The sequence below is a fragment of the Streptomyces albidus (ex Kaewkla and Franco 2022) genome, from assembly GCF_013870515.1.
GTDB classification, from domain to species: Bacteria; Actinomycetota; Actinomycetes; order Streptomycetales; family Streptomycetaceae; genus Streptomyces; species Streptomyces albidus.
This window is the reverse complement of the sequence record NZ_JACBXA010000073.1, coordinates 1-22,996: the sequence shown is the minus strand read 5'-3', so window position 1 is coordinate 22,996 and position 22,996 is coordinate 1. Positions and strand designations below refer to the sequence as shown.

14 protein-coding genes and 1 pseudogene are annotated in these 22,996 nt (G+C 68.7%); 5 read left to right on the top strand and 10 right to left on the bottom strand.

All coding sequences use genetic code 11. From position 1 onward, the window contains the following. From H5J26_RS13865 to H5J26_RS13855, 3 genes and pseudogenes are all read left to right on the top strand, one after another. Positions 1 to 176 (top strand): annotated as a pseudogene (locus tag H5J26_RS13865) (ribonuclease D); the annotation flags it as partial. 160 nt (positions 177 to 336) lie between these two features. Then, positions 337 to 1,557 carry a thiolase family protein gene (locus H5J26_RS13860; RefSeq protein WP_181766139.1) on the top strand — a complete coding sequence of 407 codons (1,221 nt, stop codon included), beginning with the start codon at positions 337 to 339 and terminating at the stop codon, positions 1,555 to 1,557. After that, a complete protein-coding gene (locus H5J26_RS13855) occupies positions 1,554 to 3,686 on the top strand; it encodes a 3-hydroxyacyl-CoA dehydrogenase NAD-binding domain-containing protein (protein ID WP_181766138.1) in 2,133 nt (710 codons plus the stop codon). Before H5J26_RS13860 ends, H5J26_RS13855 begins: the two co-directional genes overlap by 4 nt. Positions 3,687 to 3,813: 127 nt before the next feature. Here the strand turns inward: H5J26_RS13855 and H5J26_RS13850 are convergent, their stop codons facing one another. From H5J26_RS13850 to H5J26_RS13805, 10 genes are all read right to left on the bottom strand, one after another. Then, complete coding sequence (locus tag H5J26_RS13850; protein ID WP_181766137.1) at positions 3,814 to 5,322, bottom strand: ArnT family glycosyltransferase; 1,509 nt, start codon at positions 5,320 to 5,322, stop codon at positions 3,814 to 3,816. A gap of 97 nt (positions 5,323 to 5,419) precedes the next feature. After that, complete coding sequence (gene dxs, locus H5J26_RS13845) at positions 5,420 to 7,330, bottom strand: 1-deoxy-D-xylulose-5-phosphate synthase (protein ID WP_181766140.1); 1,911 nt, start codon at positions 7,328 to 7,330, stop codon at positions 5,420 to 5,422. 309 nt (positions 7,331 to 7,639) lie between these two features. Continuing rightward, a complete protein-coding gene (locus H5J26_RS13840) occupies positions 7,640 to 8,953 on the bottom strand; it encodes an ABC transporter permease subunit (RefSeq protein ID WP_181766136.1) in 1,314 nt (437 codons plus the stop codon). Beyond that, positions 8,950 to 9,747 carry an ATP-binding cassette domain-containing protein gene (locus H5J26_RS13835; RefSeq protein ID WP_181766135.1) on the bottom strand — a complete coding sequence of 266 codons (798 nt, stop codon included), beginning with the start codon at positions 9,745 to 9,747 and terminating at the stop codon, positions 8,950 to 8,952. Before H5J26_RS13835 ends, H5J26_RS13840 begins: the two co-directional genes overlap by 4 nt. A 113-nt stretch (positions 9,748 to 9,860) precedes the next feature. Beyond that, the gene (locus H5J26_RS13830; RefSeq protein WP_181766134.1) at positions 9,861 to 10,955 is read right to left on the bottom strand and encodes a substrate-binding domain-containing protein; all 1,095 of its coding nucleotides are present in this window, start codon (positions 10,953 to 10,955) and stop codon (positions 9,861 to 9,863) included. A 215-nt stretch (positions 10,956 to 11,170) separates the two neighbouring features. After that, the gene (locus tag H5J26_RS13825; RefSeq protein WP_309237900.1) at positions 11,171 to 12,430 is read right to left on the bottom strand and encodes an ROK family transcriptional regulator; all 1,260 of its coding nucleotides are present in this window, start codon (positions 12,428 to 12,430) and stop codon (positions 11,171 to 11,173) included. A 186-nt stretch (positions 12,431 to 12,616) separates the two neighbouring features. Next, the gene (locus H5J26_RS13820) at positions 12,617 to 13,561 is read right to left on the bottom strand and encodes a carbohydrate ABC transporter permease (RefSeq protein WP_181766132.1); all 945 of its coding nucleotides are present in this window, start codon (positions 13,559 to 13,561) and stop codon (positions 12,617 to 12,619) included. Continuing rightward, positions 13,561 to 14,484, bottom strand: coding sequence for a carbohydrate ABC transporter permease (locus H5J26_RS13815; RefSeq protein ID WP_181766131.1), 924 nt, complete (start codon positions 14,482 to 14,484; stop codon positions 13,561 to 13,563). Before H5J26_RS13815 ends, H5J26_RS13820 begins: the two co-directional genes overlap by 1 nt. A 50-nt stretch (positions 14,485 to 14,534) precedes the next feature. Then, entirely contained in the window at positions 14,535 to 15,959 is a 1,425-nt protein-coding gene (gene ngcE / locus H5J26_RS13810) for an N-acetylglucosamine/diacetylchitobiose ABC transporter substrate-binding protein (protein ID WP_181766130.1), read from the bottom strand. Positions 15,960 to 16,307: 348 nt separating this feature from the next. After that, entirely contained in the window at positions 16,308 to 19,148 is a 2,841-nt protein-coding gene (locus H5J26_RS13805) for an aconitate hydratase (protein WP_181766129.1), read from the bottom strand. A gap of 345 nt (positions 19,149 to 19,493) precedes the next feature. On the opposite strand from H5J26_RS13805, the gene H5J26_RS13800 reads away from it, so the two are divergent. Next, positions 19,494 to 21,023 carry a helix-turn-helix domain-containing protein gene (locus H5J26_RS13800; RefSeq protein WP_181766128.1) on the top strand — a complete coding sequence of 510 codons (1,530 nt, stop codon included), beginning with the start codon at positions 19,494 to 19,496 and terminating at the stop codon, positions 21,021 to 21,023. Positions 21,024 to 21,587: 564 nt separating this feature from the next. After that, positions 21,588 to 22,919 carry a hypothetical protein gene (locus tag H5J26_RS13795; RefSeq protein WP_181766127.1) on the top strand — a complete coding sequence of 444 codons (1,332 nt, stop codon included), beginning with the start codon at positions 21,588 to 21,590 and terminating at the stop codon, positions 22,917 to 22,919. Positions 22,920 to 22,996: the final 77 nt, after the last annotated feature.

Sequence of the window (22,996 nt, the reverse complement as noted above, 5' to 3'; positions counted from 1 at the left end):
AGGAGAACCTGCTGACGCCGGACACGGTGCGGCGTCTGTGCTGGCAGCCGCCGAGTGCCCGCACGGAGCCCGAGGTGGTCTCCGCCCTGCGTGCGCTGGGTGCACGCGAGTGGCAGATCGAGCAGACGGCCTCCCTGCTGACCGACGCTCTGGCCACGCCCCCGCCGGCCGAATAACGCGCTGCCGCGCCGCCCGGGCGGGGCGGGGGCGGCGTCGTCGATGTGACGTATGCCCCTCACCTGAACTCGGCCTTGCTCCTCAGTTACTCATGGGTAGCATGGCCCCTGGGAAGCGCGCCGTCCGGCGTATATGTACCGCACCTGGAGGAGAGCCAAAGTGCCTCGTACCGCTAGGGACGTCGTCTTCGTCGACGGCGTCCGTACACCGTTCGGCAAGGCGGGCCCCAAGGGCATCTATCACGAGACCCGGGCCGACGACCTGGTCGTGAAGTGCATCCGTGAGCTGATGCGCCGTAACCCGGACCTGCCTCCGGAGCGCATCGATGAGGTGGCCCTCGCCGCCACCACCCAGATCGGCGACCAGGGCCTGACCCTGGGCCGCACCGCCGGCATCCTCGCCGGGCTGCCCAACTCCGTGCCCGGCTACTCCATCGACCGGATGTGCGCGGGCGCGATGACCGCGGTCACGAGCACCGCCGGATCCATCTCCTTCGGCGCCTACGACGTCGTGGTCGCGGGCGGCGTCGAGCACATGGGACGGCACCCCATGGGCGAGGGCGTCGACCCCAACCCCCGCTTCGTGTCGGAGAAGCTGGTCGACCAGTCCGCCCTGTTCATGGGCATGACGGCGGAGAACCTGCACGACCGCTTCCCCCACCTGACCAAGCAGCGTGCCGACGAGTACGCGGTGCGCAGCCAGGAGAAGGCCGCCAAGGCGTACGCCAACGGCAAGATCCAGCAGGACCTGGTGCCGATCACCGTGCGCCGCACCAACGAGGAGGCCGGGGAGACCGGTTGGGGCCTGGCCACCCAGGACGAGCCGATGCGCCCGGGCACGACGCTCGAGAGCCTCGCGAGCCTCAAGACGCCCTTCCGCGCGCACGGACGCGTGACGCCGGGCAACGCCGCCGGCCTCAACGACGGTGCCACCGCCTCGCTGATCGCCGCTGAGGACTTCGCCCGCGAGATGGAACTGCCGGTCAGGATGCGGCTGGTCAGCTACGCGTTCGCCGGTGTCGAGCCCGAGGTGATGGGCGTCGGACCGGTGCCCTCCACCGAGAAGGCTCTGGCCAAGGCCGGACTCTCGATTGACGACATCGGTCTCTTCGAGATCAACGAGGCCTTCGCCGTACAGGTGCTGGCCCTGCTGGACCACTACGGCATCGCCGACGACGACCCGCGCGTCAACCAGTACGGCGGTGCGATCGCCTACGGGCACCCGCTGGCCTCCTCCGGCGTGCGTCTCATGACGCAGCTGGCCCGCCAGTTCGAGGAGCAGCCGCACGTGCGCTACGGGCTGACGACGATGTGCGTCGGCTTCGGCATGGGCGGCACCGTGATCTGGGAGAACCCGAACTTCGAAGGGGCAGGCAAGTGAGCACCGACACCACCGAGCTGCTGAAGGGCGCAGCCGAGCTGTTCCCGGACGAGGTCGTCACCCAGGCGCACGTACGCCACCTCGAACTGCCCGGCGGGGTGGGGCGGTTCGCCCTGATCACGCTGGACAACGGGTTCGACCACACCAAGCCGACCACGTTCGGCCCGGCCTCGCTGGCCAACCTCGACGCCGCGCTCGACCAGGTCGAGAAGGAGGCGAAGGAGGGCGAGATCGTCGGCGTCGGGCTCACCGGCAAGCCGTTCATCTTCGCCGTCGGCGCCGACCTCAAGGGCGTGGAGCTCCTCAAGAAGCGCGAGGACGCCCTCGCCATCGGCCAGGGCGGTCACGCCGTCTTCCGGCGGCTGGCGGACCTGGGTGTGCCGACCTTCGCGTACTACAACGGCGCCGCGATGGGCGGCGGCGTCGAGGTGGGGCTGCACTGCACCTACCGCACCGTCTCGCAGGCCGCGCCCGCGTTCGGACTGCCCGAGGTCTTCCTCGGCCTGGTGCCGGGCTGGGGCGGCTGCGCGCTGCTGCCGAATCTGATCGGCGCCGACCGCGCGGTCTCGGTCATCATCGAGAACTCCCTCAACCAGAACAAGCAGCTCAAGGGCCCGCAGGTCTACGAACTGGGCATCGCCGACGCCATCTTCGAGGGCGCCGACTTCCTGGAGGAGTCGCTGCGCTGGACCGCTGCGGTGCTCAAGGGCGAGATCGAGGTCGTACGCCCCGAGATCGACCGTGACGAGGCGTGGGACCAGGCCGTGGCCCGCGGCAGGCAGATCGCCGACGGCAAGGTGCACGGGGCGGCCCCGGCCGCGTACCGCGCCCTCGACATCATCGCCGCCGCCAAGAGCGGCGATCTGCGCGCGGGCTTCGAGGCAGAGGACAAGGCCCTCGCCGACCTGATCATGGGCGGCGAACTGCGCAGCGGCATCTACGCGTTCAACCTCGTCCAGAAGCGCGCGAAGCGCCCCGCGGGTGCTCCGGACAAGTCCCTCGCCCGTCCGGTCACCAAGGTCGGTGTGGTGGGCGCCGGGCTGATGGCCTCGCAGCTGGCAATGCTCTTCGCCCGCCGCCTGGAGGTGCCGGTCGTGCTGACCGACATCGACCAGGAGCGTGTGGACAAGGGCGTGGGCTACGTCCACGAGGAGATCGACAAGCTGCTGCTCAAGGGCCGGGTGAACCAGGACAAGGCGAACCGGCTCAAGGCCCTGGTGACCGGCTCGCTGGACAAGTCCACGGCCTTCGCGGACGCGGACTTCGTGATCGAGGCCGTCTTCGAGGAGATGTCCCTCAAGCAGAAGATCTTCGCGGAGGTCGAGGCGGTCGTGCCGGAGCACGCCATCCTCGCCACCAACACCTCCTCGCTGTCGATCACGGAGATGTCCTCCCAGCTCAAGCACCCCGAGCGGGTCGTGGGCTTCCACTTCTTCAACCCGGTCGCGATCCTGCCGCTGCTGGAGATCGTGCGTGCCGAGCGTACGGACGACGCCTCGCTGGCCACCGCCTTCGCCGTGGCCAAGTCGCTGAAGAAGTCGGCGGTTCTGGTCAAGGACGCCCCGGCCTTCGTCGTGAACCGGGTCCTCACCCGCTTCCTGGGCGAGGTGCTGCGCTCCATCGACGAGGGCACGCCGGTCGAGGTCGCAGACCGCGCGCTCGCGCCGCTGGGACTTCCCATGTCGCCGATCGTGCTGCTGGAACTCGTCGGCCCGGCCGTCGCACATCACGTCTCCGGCACGCTGAACGCGGCCTTCCCCGACCGCTTCGGCGTCTCGGAGAACCTGGGCCGCATCGTCGCGGCGGGCAAGCGCAACCTCTACGTCTACGACTCCGGGAAGCCGGAGCTGGACCCGGAGGTCGACGCCCTCTTCGAGACGGGCGACGTGGTGCTGACCGAGGAGCAGGTACGCGAACGCGCGCTGGACGCCATCGCGCAGGAGGTCCGCCTCATGCTCGACGAGGGCGTGGTCGCCGAGGCGCAGGACGTCGACCTGTGCCTGATCACCGGTGCGGGCTGGCCCTTCCACCTGGGCGGGATCACCCCGTACCTGGACCGCGAGGGCGTGAGCGAGCGGGCCACCGGGCGGCGTTTCCTGGAGCCGGGCGTCGCCAGCGTCCCGGCGTGAGCGGTGACTCTCAACCGGCTCTGAAATCCGGCTGGTTCGGCCCGACGTCGGGCTGACATCGGCACAGCCGAACGGCGCTCGTCCGCAACATGCTTGCGGGCGGGCGCCGTCGGCGTTCCTCCGCATCTCAGGAGCGTGAACGCACGTACAGCACCGCGCCGTCGACGGTGCCCGCCCGCTCGTAGTGGCGGGCGAGGAAGGTGCGCAGCGTGGGGATGTGCGCGACCCCGTAGGGCTTGCCGCGGGAGTCGTCGACGACCAGGGCCGGAGGATCGCTGCTCAACTCCTCGCGGAAGTACGGCCATGCGCCGTCCATCGCATACCGCTCCCCCACCCGCACTCCGTTGCGCCCGCCGCTGAAGTTGGTGAGGAAGCCGGCGGTGAGGTACCGGGACGCGGGAGGACGGTCCGCGAACCAGTAGGCCTCCGGATGCATCCCCCACAGCAGCACCGGCTCGGTGGACGTGGTGCGCGCGCTGACCACGTCGGCCAGACGCTGCTGATGGCCGAGTTCGTCACGCGGGAAGAGCCAGGCCCACGCCAGGAACCCCGTCGTGACCAGGGCGTTGAGCACGATGACCGTGACGACGGTCCGCGGGCGCATGTGCTCGAACGCCGCCGCCGCCAACAGCGCCACGGGGGGCGTGAGTTGGAGGAAGTAGTGGCCGAAGAACTGGAAGCCCGCCGTCACCGCGACGGCGGAGGCACCCAGCCACACCCACACGTCAGCGGTCGCGCTCAGCCGTATCCGGCGTCTCGCCGCGTGCAGCAGTGCCACCAGCGCAGCCAGACAACCGGCCGTCAGCAGGCCGAAGTTGGCCAGTGCGCGCCCGAGGGCGTAGCCCAGCGCGCCGTCCACGGACGCATAGCTCCCCGAGCCGGTCGCCATCCAGAAAAGGAGACGTCCGGGCCCCCAGGCGAGCGCTGCCGCCGCCGTGGGAACCGCCGCGGCACTCAGCAGCCGCGCCAGAGCCCACGGGCCGCTCCGTGACTGCCACAGCATGCACAGCACGGGGATCAGCACGGCGCCGCCGGTCTGCTTGGTGAGCACGGCTCCTGCGACGGCGAGCCCCGCCGATGCCCAACGGCCGCGGTCCGCGCACCAGATGGCCAGCACGGTCCAGGGAAGCATGAACACTTCGAAGGTGGCGGCCTGAGTGTCCTCCGGGACCAGACCGACCGATGCCAGCACGTAGCAGACGCCGGCGACGACGCCCGCACGGTCACCCCAGCGGCGGCGGGCCAGCGACGCCAGCAGCACGGCACCGGCGAGCACGGCCACGAGAGCGGCGGCCTTCAGCGGCCACAGAGAACGGTCGCCGAAGAGAGCGAACGCGCCCCGGTAGAGCCAGGGCAGCAGCGGCGGCTTGCGGTCGACCACCGTCCCGTACAGGGTCCCGCCTGCTGCCAACTGCCGTGCCTGGGTGGCGAGAAAGCCCTCATCCGGGTTCCACAGCGGCCGCACCCAAGACGGCATCCGGGTCGCCGCGGTCAGCAGCGCCAGTAACGGCAGCAGCCGCGGCCAGAAGCCTCCCGCCCGGTCCGCGGCGGCAGCCGAAGGAGCGGAGCCGCGCTGTGCGGGCACGAAGATGCGGGTGCGGGCCCGCAGCGACTCGGCTGTACGGGAGGGCGGCATGCGCTCAAAGTTAACCGGCCCCCGGCACCGGAGACGCGGCAGGGCCTGCCGGCCCCCGGTCCGGGTTCCGGCAGGCCCTGCGCCCTGTTCGTGCGTCTCAGTCGCGGGCGGCTTCCGCGGTCTCCGTCTCGTACCGGCCGTCGAGCTTGGCGACGAGGCCCGTCACCTGGCGGGCGATGTCCGGTGCGGTGAGCCCGATCTCGGCCATGACCTCGGCGCGGGAGCCGTGGTCCAGGAAGCGCTCGGGGATGCCGAAGTCGCGCAGCGGTACGTCCACTCCGGCGTCGCGCAGCGCCTGCGCGACGGCCGAACCGACGCCGCCCGCACGGCTGTTGTCCTCGACGGTCACCACGACGCGGTGCTGCTCCGCCAGCGGCGCCAGCTCCTCGTCGACGGGCTTGACCCAGCGCGGATCGACCACCGTCGCGGAGATGCCCTGCTTGTCCAGCAGGTCGGCGATCTCCAGGCACATCGGCGCCAGCGCACCGATCGAGACGAGCAGGACGTCAGGGCGCTGGACCTCCGCGGGCCTGCGGAGCACGTCCATCTTCCCGATGCGGCCGACAGCCGGGACGGCGGGACCGACGGCACCCTTCGAGTACCGCACCACCGTCGGTGCGTCGTCGACCTCGACGGCCTCGCGCAGCTGCGCCCGCACCTGGTCGGCGTCGCGAGGGGCGGCCAGACGCAGCCCCGGCACGCACTGCAGGATCGACATGTCCCACATGCCGTTGTGCGAGGCGCCGTCCGTACCGGTGACGCCGGCACGGTCCAGCACGAAGGTCACTCCGCACTTGTGCAGCGCCACGTCCATCAGCAGTTGGTCGAAGGCGCGGTTGAGGAACGTGGCGTAGACGGCGAAGACGGGGTGCAGCCCGCCGGAGGCCAGACCCGCCGCGGAGACGGCGGCGTGCTGCTCCGCGATGCCCACGTCGTAGACGCGCTCGGGGAACTCCTCGGCGAACCCGTGCAGTCCGACGGGACGCATCATCGCCGCGGTGATGGCGACGACGTCCTCGCGCTCCCGGCCGAGCTTGACCATCTCCTCGCCGAAGACCGAAGTCCAGTCCGCTCCCGAGGACTTCACCGGCAGACCCGTGTCCGGGTGGATGATGCCCACGGCGTGGAACTGGTCGGCCTCGTCCTCCAGGGCGGGCTGGTAGCCGCGGCCCTTCTCGGTGAGGCAGTGCACCAGCACGGGACCGCCGAAGCGCTTGGCGCGCTGCAGGGCCGACTCGACGGCGGCGAGGTCGTGGCCGTCGATGGGGCCGACGTACTTCAGACCCAGGTCCTCGAACATGCCCTGGGGGGCGATGAAGTCCTTCAGACCCTTCTTCGCGCCGTGGAGGGTCTCGTACAGCGGCTTGCCCACGACGGGGGTGCGGTTGAGAACTTCCTTGCCGCGGGCGAGGAAGCGCTCGTAGCCGTCGGTGGTGCGGAGAGTGGCGAGGTGGTTGGCGAGGCCGCCGATGGTCGGGGCGTAGCTGCGCTCGTTGTCGTTGACGACGATGACGAGCGGACGGTCCTTCGCGGCGGCGATGTTGTTGAGCGCTTCCCAGGCCATGCCGCCGGTCAGCGCGCCGTCACCGATGACGGCGACCACGTGGTCGCTCTTGTGCTGCACCTCGTTCGCCTTGGCGAGGCCGTCGGCCCAGCCGAGGACCGTGGAGGCGTGGCTGTTCTCGATGACGTCGTGCTCGGACTCGGCACGCGAAGGGTAGCCGGACAGGCCGCCCTTGAGACGCAGCCGGGAGAAGTCCTGGCGGCCGGTGAGCAGTTTGTGGACGTAGGACTGGTGCCCGGTGTCGAAGAGGATCCGGTCCTTCGGGGAATCGAACACCCGGTGCAGGGCGATGGTCAGTTCGACCACACCCAGGTTGGGCCCCAGGTGGCCGCCGGTCTTGGAGACGGAGTCGACGAGGAACGACCTCACCTCGCCGGCCAGCTGCTCCAGCTGCTCGGGCGAGAGCTGGTCGAGATCGGCGGGCCCCTCGATCCGGTTCAGCAGGTCCCACCTCCCCCTGCGCTGCGCCTTGGGGAACTCCACCGCCCCCGACCCGGGATGACGCGCTGAGCGCGGCCCCTTATCCACGGTGCCTCCTTGCTGTCGAGCATGGTCGAGCTGTGCTGATTTCGTCGAGTCTAATGTTCCTACTGCGAGCGGGAGCTCCCGGCCGTGCGAGACAGGTCACCCGACTGGGCGCCTCTGCGCGGTCTCCGCGCTCACAGGCACGGCGTGAGGCAAGGACGGCACACCGAAGGCCGGGCCCCCGTTTCGGGGAACCCGGCCCGGTGTGTGCACCGTGCGGCACTCTCGCTATGTACGTCCGGCCGTCTTCTGCGTACGGCGCGAGACCGAGTCGATGACCACGGCGGCCAGCAGCACCGCACCCGTGATCATGTATTGGATCTCACTCGCCATGCCGAGGAGGTTCAGGCCCTGCTGGATGGACTGGATGACCAGGATGCCGAGCAGCGCGGACCAGATCTTGCCGCGTCCGCCGAAGAGGCTGGTGCCGCCGATGACGGCCGCGGCGATGACGTTCATCAGCGTGTTGCCCGCGCCGAGGCTCTTGGTGGCGCCGCCGGAGAGGCTCGCGATGAACAGCCCGCCGAACGCCGCGAGCATGCCCGCGATGCCGAAGACGGAGATGCGGACCCACTCCACGTTGATGCCGGCGCGGCGGGCCGCCTCGGCGTTGCCGCCGACAGCGAAGATCTGCCGCCCGTACGTCGTACGGCGCACCGCGAAGTCCGCGATGACCAGCACCGCCAGGAAGATGACCAGGGCGAGCGGAAGTCCGCGCGACTGGTTGAGGACGTACGCGGCCACGAAGGCGACGACGGCCATCACCGCGGTGCGCACCACGATCTCGCTCACCGGGCGGGACGGCAGACGCGCGGCCCGGCGGCGCTTGGCGTCCACCAACAGGGCGGCCGCGTAGGCGAGTACGGACACCACGGCCAGGCCGTAGGCGGCGGCGATGTCCTCGAAGTAGTAGCCCGTCAGGTCCTCGACGACGCTGCCCTCGGGCGTGTTGATGCTGCCCTCGGAGCCCATCAGCCAGATCTGCAGGCCGCTCCAGCCGAGGAAGCCCGCGAGTGTCACGACGAAGGCCGGCACGCCCACCCTGGCGAAGAAGAAGCCGTGCAGGGTGCCGATGACGAGACCGGCGAAGATGGCGATGACGACCGAGAGCCAGTCGTTCACGCCGTTGGTGACGCTGAGGACCGCCCATACGGCCGCACCCACACCGGCGACGGAGCCGACCGACAGGTCGATCTCGCCCAGCAGCAGGACGAAGACGATGCCCGTCGCCATGATGCCGGTGCCGGCGATGTAGACGCCGATGTCGCTGACGCTACCCGCGGAGAGGAAGTTCTCGTTCAGCGACTGGAAGATGACGGCGATGATGATCAGGCCGAGGATGACGGGGAGCGAGCCGAGCTCACCGCCGCGCACCCGGCGCTTGAAGTCCGTCAGGTAGCCCGCGAAGCCCTGTTCGCGTACGAGCAGCCGCGGGTCGACCACGGGTGCCGCTCCGGGGGCCACCGCGTCGCCGTCGGCGGGCGCCGCGCCCTCGGGGTTCGCGGTCTCGGTGCCGCGCTCCTTGTCGACGGTGTCGCTCACTTCGCCGCCTCCTTCTCGAGACCGGCCGTCCCGGTACGTGCCTGACGGCGGGTGACCGCGTTGTCCGAAGCGCCGGTGATCGCGGCGATGACCTCTTCGTGGGAGGTCGTGGCGACGTCGAAGACGCCGTTGTTGCGGCCGAGGCGCAGCACCGCGACACGGTCCGCCACGGCCTGTACGTCGGCCATGTTGTGGCTGATGAGGATGACGGCGAGTCCGCGCTCCCGCAGCCGCTCGACCAGGTCCAGGACCTGGGCCGTCTGCTCGACGCCGAGTGCGGCGGTGGGCTCGTCGAGGATGACGACCTTGGGGTCGCCGATCAGCGCGCGGGCGATCGCCACGACCTGCCGCTGGCCTCCGGAGAGGGAGGCGACGGGTATGCGGACGCTGGGGATGCGGATGGACAGCGTGTCCAGCAGTTCCATCGCGCGCTTCTCCATCGCGATCTCGTCCAGGACGGCGGCGTGGCGCGCCTCGTTGCCGAGGAAGAGGTTGGCGACGACGTCGAGGTTGTCGCACAGCGCCAGGTCCTGGTAGACGGTGGCGATGCCGAGGTCCTGGGCGTCGTGCGGCCGGTTGATGGCCACCGGGCCGCCCTGCCACTCGATCGTGCCGTCGTCGATGGGGTGCACACCCGCGATGGTCTTGACGAGGGTGGATTTGCCGGCGCCGTTGTCGCCCACGAGGGCGATCACCTCGCCGGGAAGTACTTCCAGATCAACATCGGTGAGCGCCTGCACGGCACCGAACCGCTTGGAGATCCCGCGCAGCGCCAGTACGGCTTCCTTCGCCACTGGGCCAACTCCGATCTTCCGCCAGGCGCCGCCCCCGGTGCACGGAGGCGGCGGCCTGCATTTCCTGATGGGTTACGGACTGCCGGGCCGCGCGAGGACGCGCGGCCCGTCGATCACTTCAGACCGGCAGCGTCACAGGCCTTCTTGAACTGCGCGGTGCAGATCTCGCTGACCTTGTAGACCTTGTCCTTGACGATCGTGTCCTGGATGTTGTCCTTGGTCACGATCTTGGCGTCGTACAGCTGGGCGGGGACGCCCTTCTTGCTCTTGCTGTCGACCTTCTTCGGCGTGAACTCGTCGATCTTGTCGCCCTTGAGCAGGGCCACCGCGATCTCCGCGGTCGTCTCCGCCTGCGGCTTGATCGCCTTGTAGATGGTCAGCGTCTGGTCGCCCTTGATGATCCGCTGCAGACCCGCGAGTTCGGCGTCCTGGCCGCCCAGCGGGACGTCCTTGACGCCCTGCTTCTTCATCGCGGTCGAGACGCCGCCGGCCATGCCGTCGTTGGCGGCGTAGACGCCGTCGAAGCCGTCCTTGCCGAGCTTGGTGATGGCGGCACCCATCTTCTTGTTCGCCTCGTCCGGCGACCAGTCGGGGATGTCCTGCTCGTAGACGACCTTCTTGACCTTGCCGTCGAGCACGCTGTGCGCGCCCTTCTTGAACAGCGGCGCGTTCGGGTCGGTGGGCGACCCGTTGATCATGACGACGTTGCTGTCCTTGGCCTTGTCGCCCAGCGCCTCGACCAGACCCTGGCCCTGGAGCTCGCCGATCCGCTCGTTGTCGTAGGAGATGTAGGCGGAGATGTCACCCTCGGCGAGACGGTCATACGCGACCACCTTGACGTCCTTCTTGGCGGCCCGGTCCACCCAGGACTTGGTGGCCTGCGCGTCCACGGCGTCGAGAATGATCGTCTTCACGCCCTGCGCGATGAGCGCGTCGAACTGCTTCTTCTGCAGCTCCGCGTCCTGCGTGGCGTTGTTGTACTTGACGTCGCACTCCGAACACAGAGATTTGATCTTCTTCTCCATGAGGGGGCGGTCGAACGTCTCGTAGCGCGTGGTCTTGTTCTCGGGCAGCAGCAGACCGATGGTCTTGTTGTCGCCGCTGTCACCGCCGCCGTCGCCGCCGCCGGCCTTGCCGCAGGCGGCGAGAGAGACGGCCATCGAGATGGCAGCCGTACCTATGACGACGCGGCGCAACTTTGCGTTCATGGGGTTCCAACCTCCCTGACGAGGCCGCGTCGTTGCGGCCGAGGTGGTCGGAAGTCAACTCCGAGGTCAGGCAAGCGTCAAGAAGTAAATCATTAACGAGACGGCAACGATGCCATCCGTTATGTCCCTGAACTCAAAGTGGCACTTTGCGTGACTGAAAGGGACCTCAGCGGAGTCGGATTCGTCCCATCCGTCGGGTACACGTCACCCCCGTCTCAGACGGAGGCGGCCACCGCGCCCACGGGCGTACGGCGCTTCACGGAGCCGTTCGTGGAGCCCGCCGACGACGACGAGGACGAGCTCGCGGAGTCGAGCAGCGTCGCGTCGCCCATCTCGCTGAGCACGAGGGCCAGCGCGCCGAGGACCTCCGCACGTCCGCCCAGCGTCCCCGGCACGACCGTCAACTGCCGTGCGGCGCTCGGGATCGCGTACCTGGCCACCGAGTCCCGCACCGGCCCCAGCACCAGGTCACCGGCCTCGGCCAGGTCGCCGCCGAGCACGACACGACTGGGGTTGAGGAGGTTGCAGAGGTTGGCGACGCCGCTGCCGATGTGACGCCCGATGTCACCCACCACGCGGCGGCAGCCCGGGTCGCCCTCGCGGGCGAGCTGGACCACGCGAGCCATCGTGAGGTCGGTGCCGTGGCTGGAGTGCAGCAGGGGCAACACGTAGCGGGCAGCGGTGAAGGTTTCAAGACAACCGCGGTTGCCGCAGCGGCAGACGGGGCCGGACTCGTCGAGGGTGATGTGCCCGATTTCGCCCGCTGTGCCCCCCGGTCCGCGGTAGATCTGACCGTTGATGACGAGGCCGGCGCCCACGCCGCTCGCCACCTTGATGTAGGCGAGGTCGCCGGTGCCGCGGCCGTTGCCCCACACCTGCTCACCGAGGGCGCCGAGGTTGGCGTCGTTGTCGACGTAGACGGGCACGCCCAGCCGTGCGGCCAGCTCCTGGCGGGGGTGGGTGCCGCTCCATCCCGGGAGGATCGAGGTGGAGCCCAGCTCGCCGGTCTCCACGTCGATGGGGCCCGGTACGCCGAGGCCGACGCCGATCAGCTTCTCCCGGCGGATGCCGGTGGTGGCGATGAGGCGCTGGACGAGCCGTTCCGCACGGTCGAAGCCCTCGTCGGCCGAGGCGTCGACGTCGATGGGCTCGGCCTCCTCGGCGAGCACCTGGTGGGCCAGGTTGCCGACGGCGACCCGCAGGTGGGAGTGCCCGAAGTCCACGCCGACCACGGCGCCCGCGTCACCGCTGAGGGAGACCGCTCGCGCCCTGCGTCCGCCGGCGGAGGTCGGCGTCACCTGGACGGTGCCGCTCTCCTTCAACTCCCGGACGATGTTGGAGACCGTGGCCGCGGAGAGCCCGGTGGTACGGGCGATCTCCGCCTGGGTGAGCGAACCCGCCATCCGTACAGCGCGGACGACGCGTTCCAGATTGGCCCGGTGCAGAGAGGACTGCGACCCCGGAGTCTCAACCACTGATCCACTCCCGCCTCGACGGCCGGCGTGACCATCGGACCGTCCGCCGCACCGCGTCAAGAGGAACGGCATGCTTCCAACATGTGAACTCCAAGCAGAGCCCCAGCGGTTCTGTTCAGTCAAGACCTTGAACGAAGTGGGCGCTCACATGTGAGACTTTCTCCGGACCGACGAGCGGGAAGAGACCTACTTCAGCGCACCCGCTGTCAGCCCGGCCACGACCTGCCGCTGGAAGATGATGTACGCCGCCAGCACCGGCAGCATCGCCATCACCAGACCGGCGAACAGCCCCGACCAGTCTCCCTTGTAGCCCTGGCTGGCCGCCAGTTCCACCAGTCCCTGGGTGAGCACACGCTGATCCGGATCGGTGTTGAGCACCGTGGGCAGCATGTACTGGTTCCACTGGCCGAGGAAGTTGAAGATGCCCACGCTGATCAGACCGGGCTTCGCCATCGGCAGCATCACCTGGAAGAAGGTCCGGGTGTGCGAGGCCCCGTCGATGAGCGCCGCCTCCGCCACCGAGGTCGGCAGCGAGCGGAAGAACGACGTCAGGAAGAACGTGGTGAACGGCAGCGAGTACGCGATGTACGCCAGGATCAGGCCGTGCCGGGTGTTCAGCAGCCCGGTGTTGCTCATCACGTAGAAGAGCGGCACCAGGGCCAGGATGATCGGGAAGCTCATCCCGCCGATGAACAGGAAGTAGAAGAAGCGGTTCCCGGGAAAGTCGAACCGGGCGAGCACGTACGCCACCATGCTGCCGAGGAGCATGGTGCCGATCAGCGAACCGCCCACCACCAGCACGGTGTTGAAGAAGTACTCGCTCATGTGCGCCTGGCTCCAGGCGCGCGACCAGTTGTCGAAGTTCAACGTCGTCGGCAGCGACCAGGGCGAGGTGAAGATGCTCTTGTCGTCCTTGAAGGAGGTCATCACCGCCCACAGCAGCGGCATCACCACCATCACGGCCCACAGGACGAGCATCCCGTGCGAGAAGACGTTGAGGGTCCTCCCCTCGGTGCCCCGGGCGCTCTCCTTGTCGGCCGTGCCGCGCAGCGGGTCTCCGGTGAGGACCTTGCTCACCGTCCCCGGCTCCGTCGTCTCCGGTTCCTCGGGCAGGGTGCCGGTGGTCTTCATCAGTACTCCAACCTCTCGCGACGACCGAGTTTCAGCACGACGGCCGCGAAGGCCAGAGTGACCACGAGCAGCGCCACACCGATCGTCGTGGCGTAGGCGGCCTGCCCGTCACGGAATGCCTTCAGGTAGACGTACAGCGGGAGCACGGTCGTGGAGTAGGCAGGTCCGCCCGGGCCGGTGGTCATGATCTGCACCACCGCGAACGCCTCGGCGCCCAGCGCCAGGATGCCCATGTAGATCCAGCCGGACTGCACGGTGTCCCACAGCAGGGGCAGGGTGATCCGGAAGAACGTGGTGATCCGGTCGGCGCCGTCCAGCAGCGCGGCCTCGTAGTAGTCACGAGGGATGGACGTCATGGCGGCCGAGAAGAGCACGACGAAGAAGCCGACCGTGCTCCAGACCATGACGCCCATCACCGCCCACAGCGCGGTCTCCGGGTCGCCCAGCCACGCCGTCTTGAGCGATGAGAGGCCCACCGCATCCAGCGCCGCGTTGAGCGATCCGCTTCGCGGGTTGTAGGCGAAGCGGAAGAGCAGGGCGACGATGGCGATCGACAGCACCTGCGGGAAGAAATAGACGATCTTGTAGAAGCTGGATCCGCGCACGCCGGAGACGGCGGAGTTCTTCCGCCGCCGTCCACCGACGTTGATCATGAAGGCGAAGAACAGCGCGAGGCTGATCGTCACCAGCGGCAGCAGCACAAGGAACAGCAAGCTGTGCTGGAGCGACTTCCAGAAGACCTCGTCGCTGAACAGCTTGATGTAGTTGTCGAAGCCGACCATCTTGAAGTCCGGACTCAGGCCGGTCCAGTCGGTGAACGAGTAGTAGATCGACTGGGCAAACGGCCAGATGACAAAGACCGCGTAGATCGTGAGGGGAACGATCAAGAACCCCACGATGAACCGGTACTTGCCGTGCTCCATTACTCACCGACTCCGATCCGCTGTGGCATGCCGCCGCTGGTGACGCTTTTTCAGTTGTGCTTGTAGTGCGTGATGGAGTCGTCCTCACGCGCTTCGTCGGTGTACTTCTGGGCCTTCTTCATCGTCTCGGCCGGAGTCATGCGGCCGGCCATCATCTCGCCCAGGCAGGCGACGCCGATCTTCTCCTTCTGCAGAGCCACGTACCAGTCCTGGATACGGGGGTTGACGATGTTCTTGCCCGCCTTGTCCAGGGCGTCCACGGCCGACTTCAGGCCCGGGGGCAGCGTCAGGCCGTCGGTGCCGCCGTCGAAGGACGTCAGCGAGGACACCTGCTTGGTGAAGTTCTTCGAGGAAGCCTCACCGAGCATGATCCGCAGCTGCTCCATGCCGCCGGCGGGGTTCTTGGCCTTGGCCGGCACGATGAACGGCTCGCCGCCGGAGGCCCACAGCGTGCCGAAGGGCATCTGGTCGCCGCTGTCCAGACCGGAGGGCGCGGCCACGCGCATCTCGAAGTCCTTCGGGGTGGTCTTCTTCGCCTCGTTCTCCACCCAGGAGCCGTTCGGGATGAACAGGGCCTTGCCCTCGTTCCACGCGGTCTGCGACTCGATGTGGTCCAGGCCGGGGGTGCCGTCGAGGACGTAGCCCTTCTTGTACAGCTCGTAGTAGGCCTCGAGGGCCGCCTTGACGGCCGGCTGCTTCCAGGCGTCGGGCTCCAGGTTGTCGATGGACTCGAGAACCTTCGGCCCGCCGATCTTGGCCATGAAGGCGTAGAGGCTGAAGGGCAGGTAGTACGGGTGCTTGCCCGCGTACGTCCAGCCCGCCATGCCCTTCTTCTTCGCCTTGGCGCAGACCGCGAGCATGTCGTCCCAGGTCTCCGGGTACTCCGCGTCGAGCTTGTCGAGCGCCTTCTGCGAGTACCAGACGCCGTACACGGTGTAGGCGTAGTACATGATCCACACCGGGTTGCCGTCGAACTGGCCCATCTCCACGACACCGGGACGCAGGGTGTCGCGGACCTTCTTGTTCGGGTCGTCGATGGAGGGTGCGTTCAGCAGGTCCGTGAGGTCGGTGAGCTGCTTCTTACCCACCAGGACGCCCATGTCCATCTGCTCGGCGCCCGAGTTGTCGATCAGATCCGGAGGGGTGCCGCCGTTGAAGCGGGGCTGCAGCACCGACTGGATCTTCTGCGTCGACTTCAGCTTGGTCTTGGCCTTGGGGAAGTTCTTCTCATAGACGGCCTGGGCGTCCTGCGCGTACTTGGTGCCGAAGCCGCCGTCGAATATGTAGATCTCCAGCGCGGCGCTCTTGTTCACGCCGAGCGGGTTGTCCTTGGTCTTCTTGCCCTTCTCGACCTTGTTGTCCTCGCCGCTGCCGCTGGCGCACGCGCTCAGCAGCCCCATACCGGGCGCGGCGACCAGGCCGACTGCGGCAGATCGCTTGATCAGATCACGGCGGTTGACGTTGGTTGATCCCATGCTCAAGTCCTCGCCTTCTCCAGGACTCAGGCGGTGTTCCGGTCTCCCGACGACTCGCCCACCGGCGAAGGGCCCGACACCGCGGGTCAGTTGAAGCTGAATGCTCTTTCGCTACCGCCAGGAGCGCCGCGCGCACGGGGCCCTCGTGAGGTGCCGACAGGTATAGTCCACTTGGCGTCAACAGGGCAAGATCAAAGCAACCCGAATGGTGAGTCTTTCCCGAGTTGAGACCTCCCGTCCCCCCAGGCGCCTCAGCACTTTCCGGAGACGACGGAGGCGGGTGCCGGACTGCTCCGGCACCCGCCTCCCGCTCACTCGGACGGTACTCCCCGATGTCCCGCCGGCGCGCTACTTGCGCAGCAGCGAGCGCAGCACGTACTGCATGATCCCGCCGTTGCGGTAGTAGTCCGCCTCACCAGGGGTGTCGATGCGCACGGTGGCGTCGAACTCCACGCCGGTGTCCGTGGTGACCTTGACCGTCTCGGGGATGCCGCCGTCGTTGAGGGCGGTCACCCCGGTGAAGGTGAAGGTCTCCTCGCCGGTGAGCCCCAGCGACTCCGCGCTCTGCCCCTCGGGGAACTGGAGCGGCAGCACGCCCATGCCGATCAGGTTCGAGCGGTGGATGCGCTCGTACGACTCGGCGATGGCCGCCTTGACGCCCAGCAGCGCGGTGCCCTTGGCGGCCCAGTCGCGGGACGAGCCGGAGCCGTACTCCTTGCCCGCCAGGACGACCAGCGGGATGCCCTGCGCCTGGTAGTTCTGCGAGGCGTCGTAGATGAAGGAGACCGGGGCGTCGGGCTGCGTGAAATCCCGGGTGTAGCCGCCTTCGGTGCCCTCCGCGATCTGGTTGCGCAGCCGGATGTTGGCGAAGGTGCCGCGGATCATCACCTCGTGGTTGCCGCGCCGCGAGCCGTAGCTGTTGAAGTCGCGGCGCTCGACGCCGTGCTCCGTGAGGTACTTGCCGGCGGGGGTGTCGGCCTTGATCGCACCAGCCGGCGAGATGTGGTCGGTGGTGACCGAGTCACCGAGCTTGGCCAGCACCCGCGCACCCGAGATGTCCTCGACCGGGGAGGGCTCGGTGCCCATGCCGTCGAAGTAGGGAGGCTTGCGGACGTAGGTGGACTGCGGGTCCCACTCGAAGGTGTTGCCGGTGGGAACGGGCAGCGCCTGCCACTGCGAGTCGCCCGAGAAGACGTCCGCGTAGTCCTTGGTGAACATCTCCTGGCCGATGCAGGAGGCGACGACCTCCTCGACCTCCTGCTCGGAGGGCCACAGGTCCGCGAGGCGCACGGGGTTGCCGTCCTGGTCGGTGCCGAGCGGCTCGGTGGTGATGTCGACCTTCATCGAGCCGGCGATGGCGTAGGCGACGACCAGCGGCGGCGACGCGAGGTAGTTCATCTTCACGTCGGGGTTGATGCGGCCCTCGAAGTTCCGGTTGCCGGAGAGGACCGCGGCAACGGCGAGGTCGTTGTCGTTGATCGCCTGCGAGACCTCTTCCTGCAGCGGGCCGGAGTTGCCGATGCAGGTCGTGCAGCCGTAGCCGACGAGGTTGAAGCCGAGCTTGTCCAGGTAGGGAGTGAGGCCGGCCCGGTCGTAGTAGTCCATGACGACCTGGGAGCCGGGGGCGAGGGTGGTCTTGACCCACGGCTTGCGGGTGAGGCCCCTCTCGACCGCCTTCTTCGCCACCAGCGCCGCGCCGACCATGACGTACGGGTTGGAGGTGTTGGTGCAGGAGGTGATCGCGGCGACCGCGACGGCGCCGTGATCGATCTCGTAGGTCTTGCCGTCGGGGCCCGTGACCTGGACGGGGTTGCTCGGGCCCTCGCCCGCCGCCGTGTCGATGGTGGTGTGGTGCGGCTTGCCGGAGCCGTTCTCCTCGTGCCCGTAGGCGGGGGCGTCGCTCGCGGGGAAGGACTCCGAGCTCGCCTCGTCGACCGGGGAGGCGACGCCGTGCGGCTTCTCCTGCTGCGGCACACCGGGCTTGCGGTCGGCACCACCGGTGACGTCCTGCGAGACGTAGGCGGGCAGGTCCGCGAGGAACTGCTGCTTCGCCTCCGAGAGCGCGATGCGGTCCTGCGGGCGCTTCGGCCCGGCGATGGACGGCACGACCGTGGAGAGGTCCAGCTCCAGGTACTCGCTGTACTCCGGCTCGTGGGCGGCGTCGTGCCACATGCCCTGCGCCTTGGCGTACGCCTCGACGAGCGCGAGCTGCTCCTGCGAACGGCCGGTGAGCGTGAGGTAGTTGATGGTCTCCTGGTCGATCGGGAAGATCGCGGCGGTGGAGCCGAACTCCGGAGACATGTTGCCGATCGTGGCGCGGTTCGCCAGCGGCACGGCGCCGACGCCCTCACCGTAGAACTCGACGAACTTGCCGACGACACCGTGCTTGCGCAGCATCTCGGTGATCGTGAGGACGAGGTCGGTGGCGGTGGTGCCGGTCGGCAGCGAACCGGTCAGCTTGAAGCCGACGACGCGCGGGATGAGCATCGAGACCGGCTGGCCGAGCATGGCCGCCTCCGCCTCGATTCCGCCGACGCCCCAGCCGAGCACGCCCAAGCCGTTGACCATCGTGGTGTGCGAGTCGGTGCCGACGAGGGTGTCGGGGTAGGCCTGGCCGTTGCGCACCATGACCGTACGGGCGAGGTGCTCGATGTTCACCTGGTGCACGATGCCGGTGCCGGGCGGTACGACCTTGAACTCGTCGAAGGCGGTCTGGCCCCAGCGCAGGAACTGGTAGCGCTCGCGGTTGCGCCCGTACTCCAGCTCGACGTTCTGGGCGAAGGCGTTGGCCGTGCCGAACTTGTCGGCGATCACGGAGTGGTCGATGACCAGCTCGGCGGGGGCCAGGGGGTTGATGCGGTCGGCGTCGCCACCCAGCTCCTTGACGGCTTCCCGCATGGTCGCCAGGTCCACGACGCAGGGCACGCCGGTGAAGTCCTGCATGATCACGCGGGCGGGGGTGAACTGGATCTCCTGGCTGGGCTGGGCCTTGGAATCCCAGTTGCCCACCGCACGGATGTGGTCGGCGGTGATGTTCGCACCGTCCTCGGTGCGGAGCAGGTTCTCCAGCAGCACCTTCAGGCTGTACGGGAGGCGGGCGGAGCCCTCCACCTTGTCCAGCTTGAAGATCTCGTACGACTCGTCGCCCACCTGCAGCGTGCTGCGGGCGTCGAAGCTGTTCGCCGACACGACAGTCTCCTTCAGTGCGTCATTGCCGATCCTTCCCCCGACCCTGACGGTCGGGAGAACCCCCAGGCGGGCTAGGCTCGGTTAGGCAAGCCTTACTCAGTAGCGGTCGCAAGTGCGCTTCGCCAGTTATCTCGATGTCGAGATAATCGTAGTACACGACCGCCGGACGGTCATGCCCGCCCGCCCTCTCGGGCCCGTGTGCCGACCCTCTCGCGAAACACGTCGCGAATCACCCGACAAGTCACCCTGCCGTCGCAGGGGGTGCCCCCTGCGCGCATTTCCATGCCTGCCACGCCCACACACCCACCGCAAGAAGTCATCTCACATATGAGATATCCTCGCGGTATGACTGATGACTATCTCGCCCGGATCGGGCAACTCATTCGCGACGCCCGACAGCATCGGGGCTGGACACAGGTCAAACTCGCGGAGGCTCTGGGCACCAGCCAGAGCGCGGTCAACCGCATCGAGCGAGGGAACCAGAACATCAGTCTTGAGATGATCGCGCGCATCTCGGAGGCGCTGGACAGCGAGATCGTCTCGCTCGGCTACTCGGGCCCGATGCACTTGCGTGTCGTCGGCGGACGACGTCTGTCCGGAAGCATCGACGTCAAGACGAGCAAGAACGCCTGCGTCGCCCTGCTGTGCGCCTCGCTGCTCAACTCCGGCCGCACGGTGCTGCGTCGGGTCGCCCGCATCGAGGAGGTCTTCCGCATCCTGGAGGTGCTCTCCTCCATCGGCGTCCGCGCCCGCTGGATCAACGACGGCGCCGACCTGGAGATCGTGCCCCCGGCGGAGCTCGACCTGGAGGCCATCGACGCGGACGCCGCGCGCCGCACCCGCAGCATCATCATGTTCCTCGGCCCGCTGCTGCACCGCATGGACCAGTTCCGCATCCCGTACGCGGGCGGCTGCGACCTCGGTACGCGCACCGTCCAGCCGCACATGATCGCGCTGCGCCGCTTCGGCCTGGAGATCACGGCGACGGAGGGCCTCTACCACGCGGTCGTCGAGCGGTCCGTGACTCCCGAGCGTCCCATCGTGCTGACCGAGCGCGGCGACACCGTCACGGAGAACGCGCTGCTGGCCGCGGCGCGGCACGACGGCGTCACCGTCATCCGCAACGCCTCCTCCAACTACATGGTCCAGGACCTGTGTTTCTTCCTGGAGGAGCTCGGCGTGAAGGTCGAGGGCATCGGCACGACCACGCTGACGGTGCACGGCGTCTCCGAGATCGACGTGGACGTCGACTACTCCCCCTCCGAGGACCCGGTCGAGGCGATGAGCCTCCTGGCCGCGGCAGTCGTCACCGAGTCCGAACTGACCGTGTGCCGCGTGCCGGTGGAGTTCCTGGAGATCGAACTCGCGGTGCTGGAGGAGATGGGCCTCGAGGCCGAGCGCAGCCCCGAGTACACGGCGGACAACGGCCGCACCCGTCTGATCGACCTCACGGTGCGCCCCTCCAAACTGGAGGCGCCCATCGACAAGATCCACCCGATGCCCTTCCCCGGCATCAACATCGACAACGTCCCCTTCTTCGCGGCCATCGCCGCCGTCGCCGAAGGCAAGACCCTCATCCACGACTGGGTCTACGACAACCGCGCGATCTACCTCACGGACCTGAACCGCCTGGGCGGACGGCTCCAACTCCTCGACCCGCACCGGGTGTTGGTCGAGGGCCCGACCCGCTGGCGGGCCGCGGAGATGATGTGCCCGCCCGCGCTGCGCCCGGCCGTGGTGGTCCTGCTGGCGATGCTGGCCGCCGAGGGCACGTCCGTACTGCGCAACGTCTATGTGATCAACCGGGGTTACGAGGACCTGGCCGAGCGTCTCAACGAAGTGGGCGCGCAGATCGAGACGTTCCGCGACATCTGAGGTACCGGCGTCCGGAGGTGACGGGGCAGGGCTGCGGCACGGTCCTCCACCGGTGCCTTCCGGACGCCGTCATCTCCGGCTTCCCGCCCGGCAGTTCGGCCCTCGCCGTGGTGCCGGGCGGCACTTCAGGTCGAGGACGAAGGCGCCCTCCTCGAGGTTGCGCCGCCTGGAGCCGCCTTGGCGTTCTCGTGTCGGTCGGCGAGTACGGGAATTGCCCGGCCACGAGGTCACACCGCCAGGAGTCGAGCGCGCTCGTCCACAGCCTTGGAGACCCGGCGACGGCGGGCGCGAACACCTGGAGGCCACCGGCCCGGCCGAGACGTTCGCCTCGCGGCGGGATTGCGCGTCTTCACGCCACCCTCTCGCGCAGCCACTCGATCGGCGCATCGGACCAGTGAAAGGTCGATCGCGGTCCCGGTCTGCTCGCCGATGCGCGCCGGGCGCGCACCCAGCCTCGTCATGCGCGGAACGACGGCGCAGCCGCGCACTGTGCAGGCCGCGGGCCGCCCTTCCAGCACTGTCCACAACAGGCGCTTTTGTTCGATTTAGTGGTACACATGGCCTATGCGTACCACGAGGCGTCATGGGCTCTTCGGACTTCCCCTCCTGGTGGCCGCTCTGCTCACAGCGGTGGTTGCGGTAGCGCCCGGCGTGAGCGCAGCGCCCAGGGCAGACGGCGTCGAGAAGGTCGCCACGGCGCTGCGGGAGGGGCCGGTCTACGTCGATCCGCGCGTCTCGGACCGGCTGTCCGATTCGGACGCCCGGGCCCTGACCAGGAAGATCGAGAAGGCGGACAAGCCGGTCTTCGTGGCGGTTCTGCCCAAGGCCCGCGAGTTCCCGCCGTCCGACCTGCTGCGGGACCTCCGGTCCGAGGTCGGCGCCTCCGGCGTCTACGGCATCGCCCTCGGGGACCGGTTCGCCGCAGGAGCCGACCGGCAGGTGATGACGCGGAGCAGCGTCAACGGCCTCAGCTCGTCGGCGAAGAAGGCGGGCGACGGGAACACCGAGGCGACCGTGGACAAGTTCGTCGACGGTGCGACGGACCGGGCACGGGGAGACGCCCCCTCCTCATGGAACGGCGCCGCGTCCTCCAGCTCGGGCTCCGGCGTCGTCTGGCTCGTGCTTCTGGGCCTGCTCGTGATCGCGTTGAGCACCGCTCTCCTCGCGCGTAACCGTGCGCGCAAGCGGGAGGCCGAGCAGGAACGTGCCCGCCTGGACACGCTGCGGCCCGTGGTCGACGAGGACATCACCGCGTTCGGCGAGGAGTTGGACCGCATCGGCTTCGAGCCGACGGCGCCCACATCCGACGACGCCATGCGCCAGGACTACACCCACGCCCTCAACTCCTATGACGAGGCGAAGCGGTCGATGGACGAGGCCCGCCGCCCCCAGGACGTGAAGAAAGTGACGGAGTCGCTGGAGGACGGGCGATTCGCGCTCGTCACCCTGGAGGCGCGGCGCGACGGTGCCGAGCTGCCGGAACGGCGGATGCCGTGCTTCTTCGACCCCCGCCACGGCCCGTCCGTCAAGGACGTGCGCTGGTCGCCGCCCGGTGGCACGGAACGGACCGTGCCGGTCTGCGCGGCGGACGCGGCACGGCTGGCGGACGGTGCGGAACCGATGACCCGCACCGTGGACACGCCGGACGGACGGCGCCCGTACTGGGAGGCCGGTCCCGTCTACGGGCCGTGGGCCGGCGGCTACTTCGGCGGCGGCATCCTTCCGGGGCTGCTCGTCGGCACGCTGCTCGGCAACGCGCTCGTACCGGGGGCCTACGGAGGCGACTTCGGCGGTGACGGGGGCGACTTCGGAGGGGACGGATTCGGCGGGGACGGCGGCGGATTCGGAGGCGGAGACTTCGGCGGTGGAGGGGACTTCGGCGGCGGAGGGTTCTGACCGTTCCGAACCGCCGGCCGGACCGGCCTGACCGGAGAGCACTGGCAGAAGGGACGTGCGCGTCCTGAGCTCTTCCG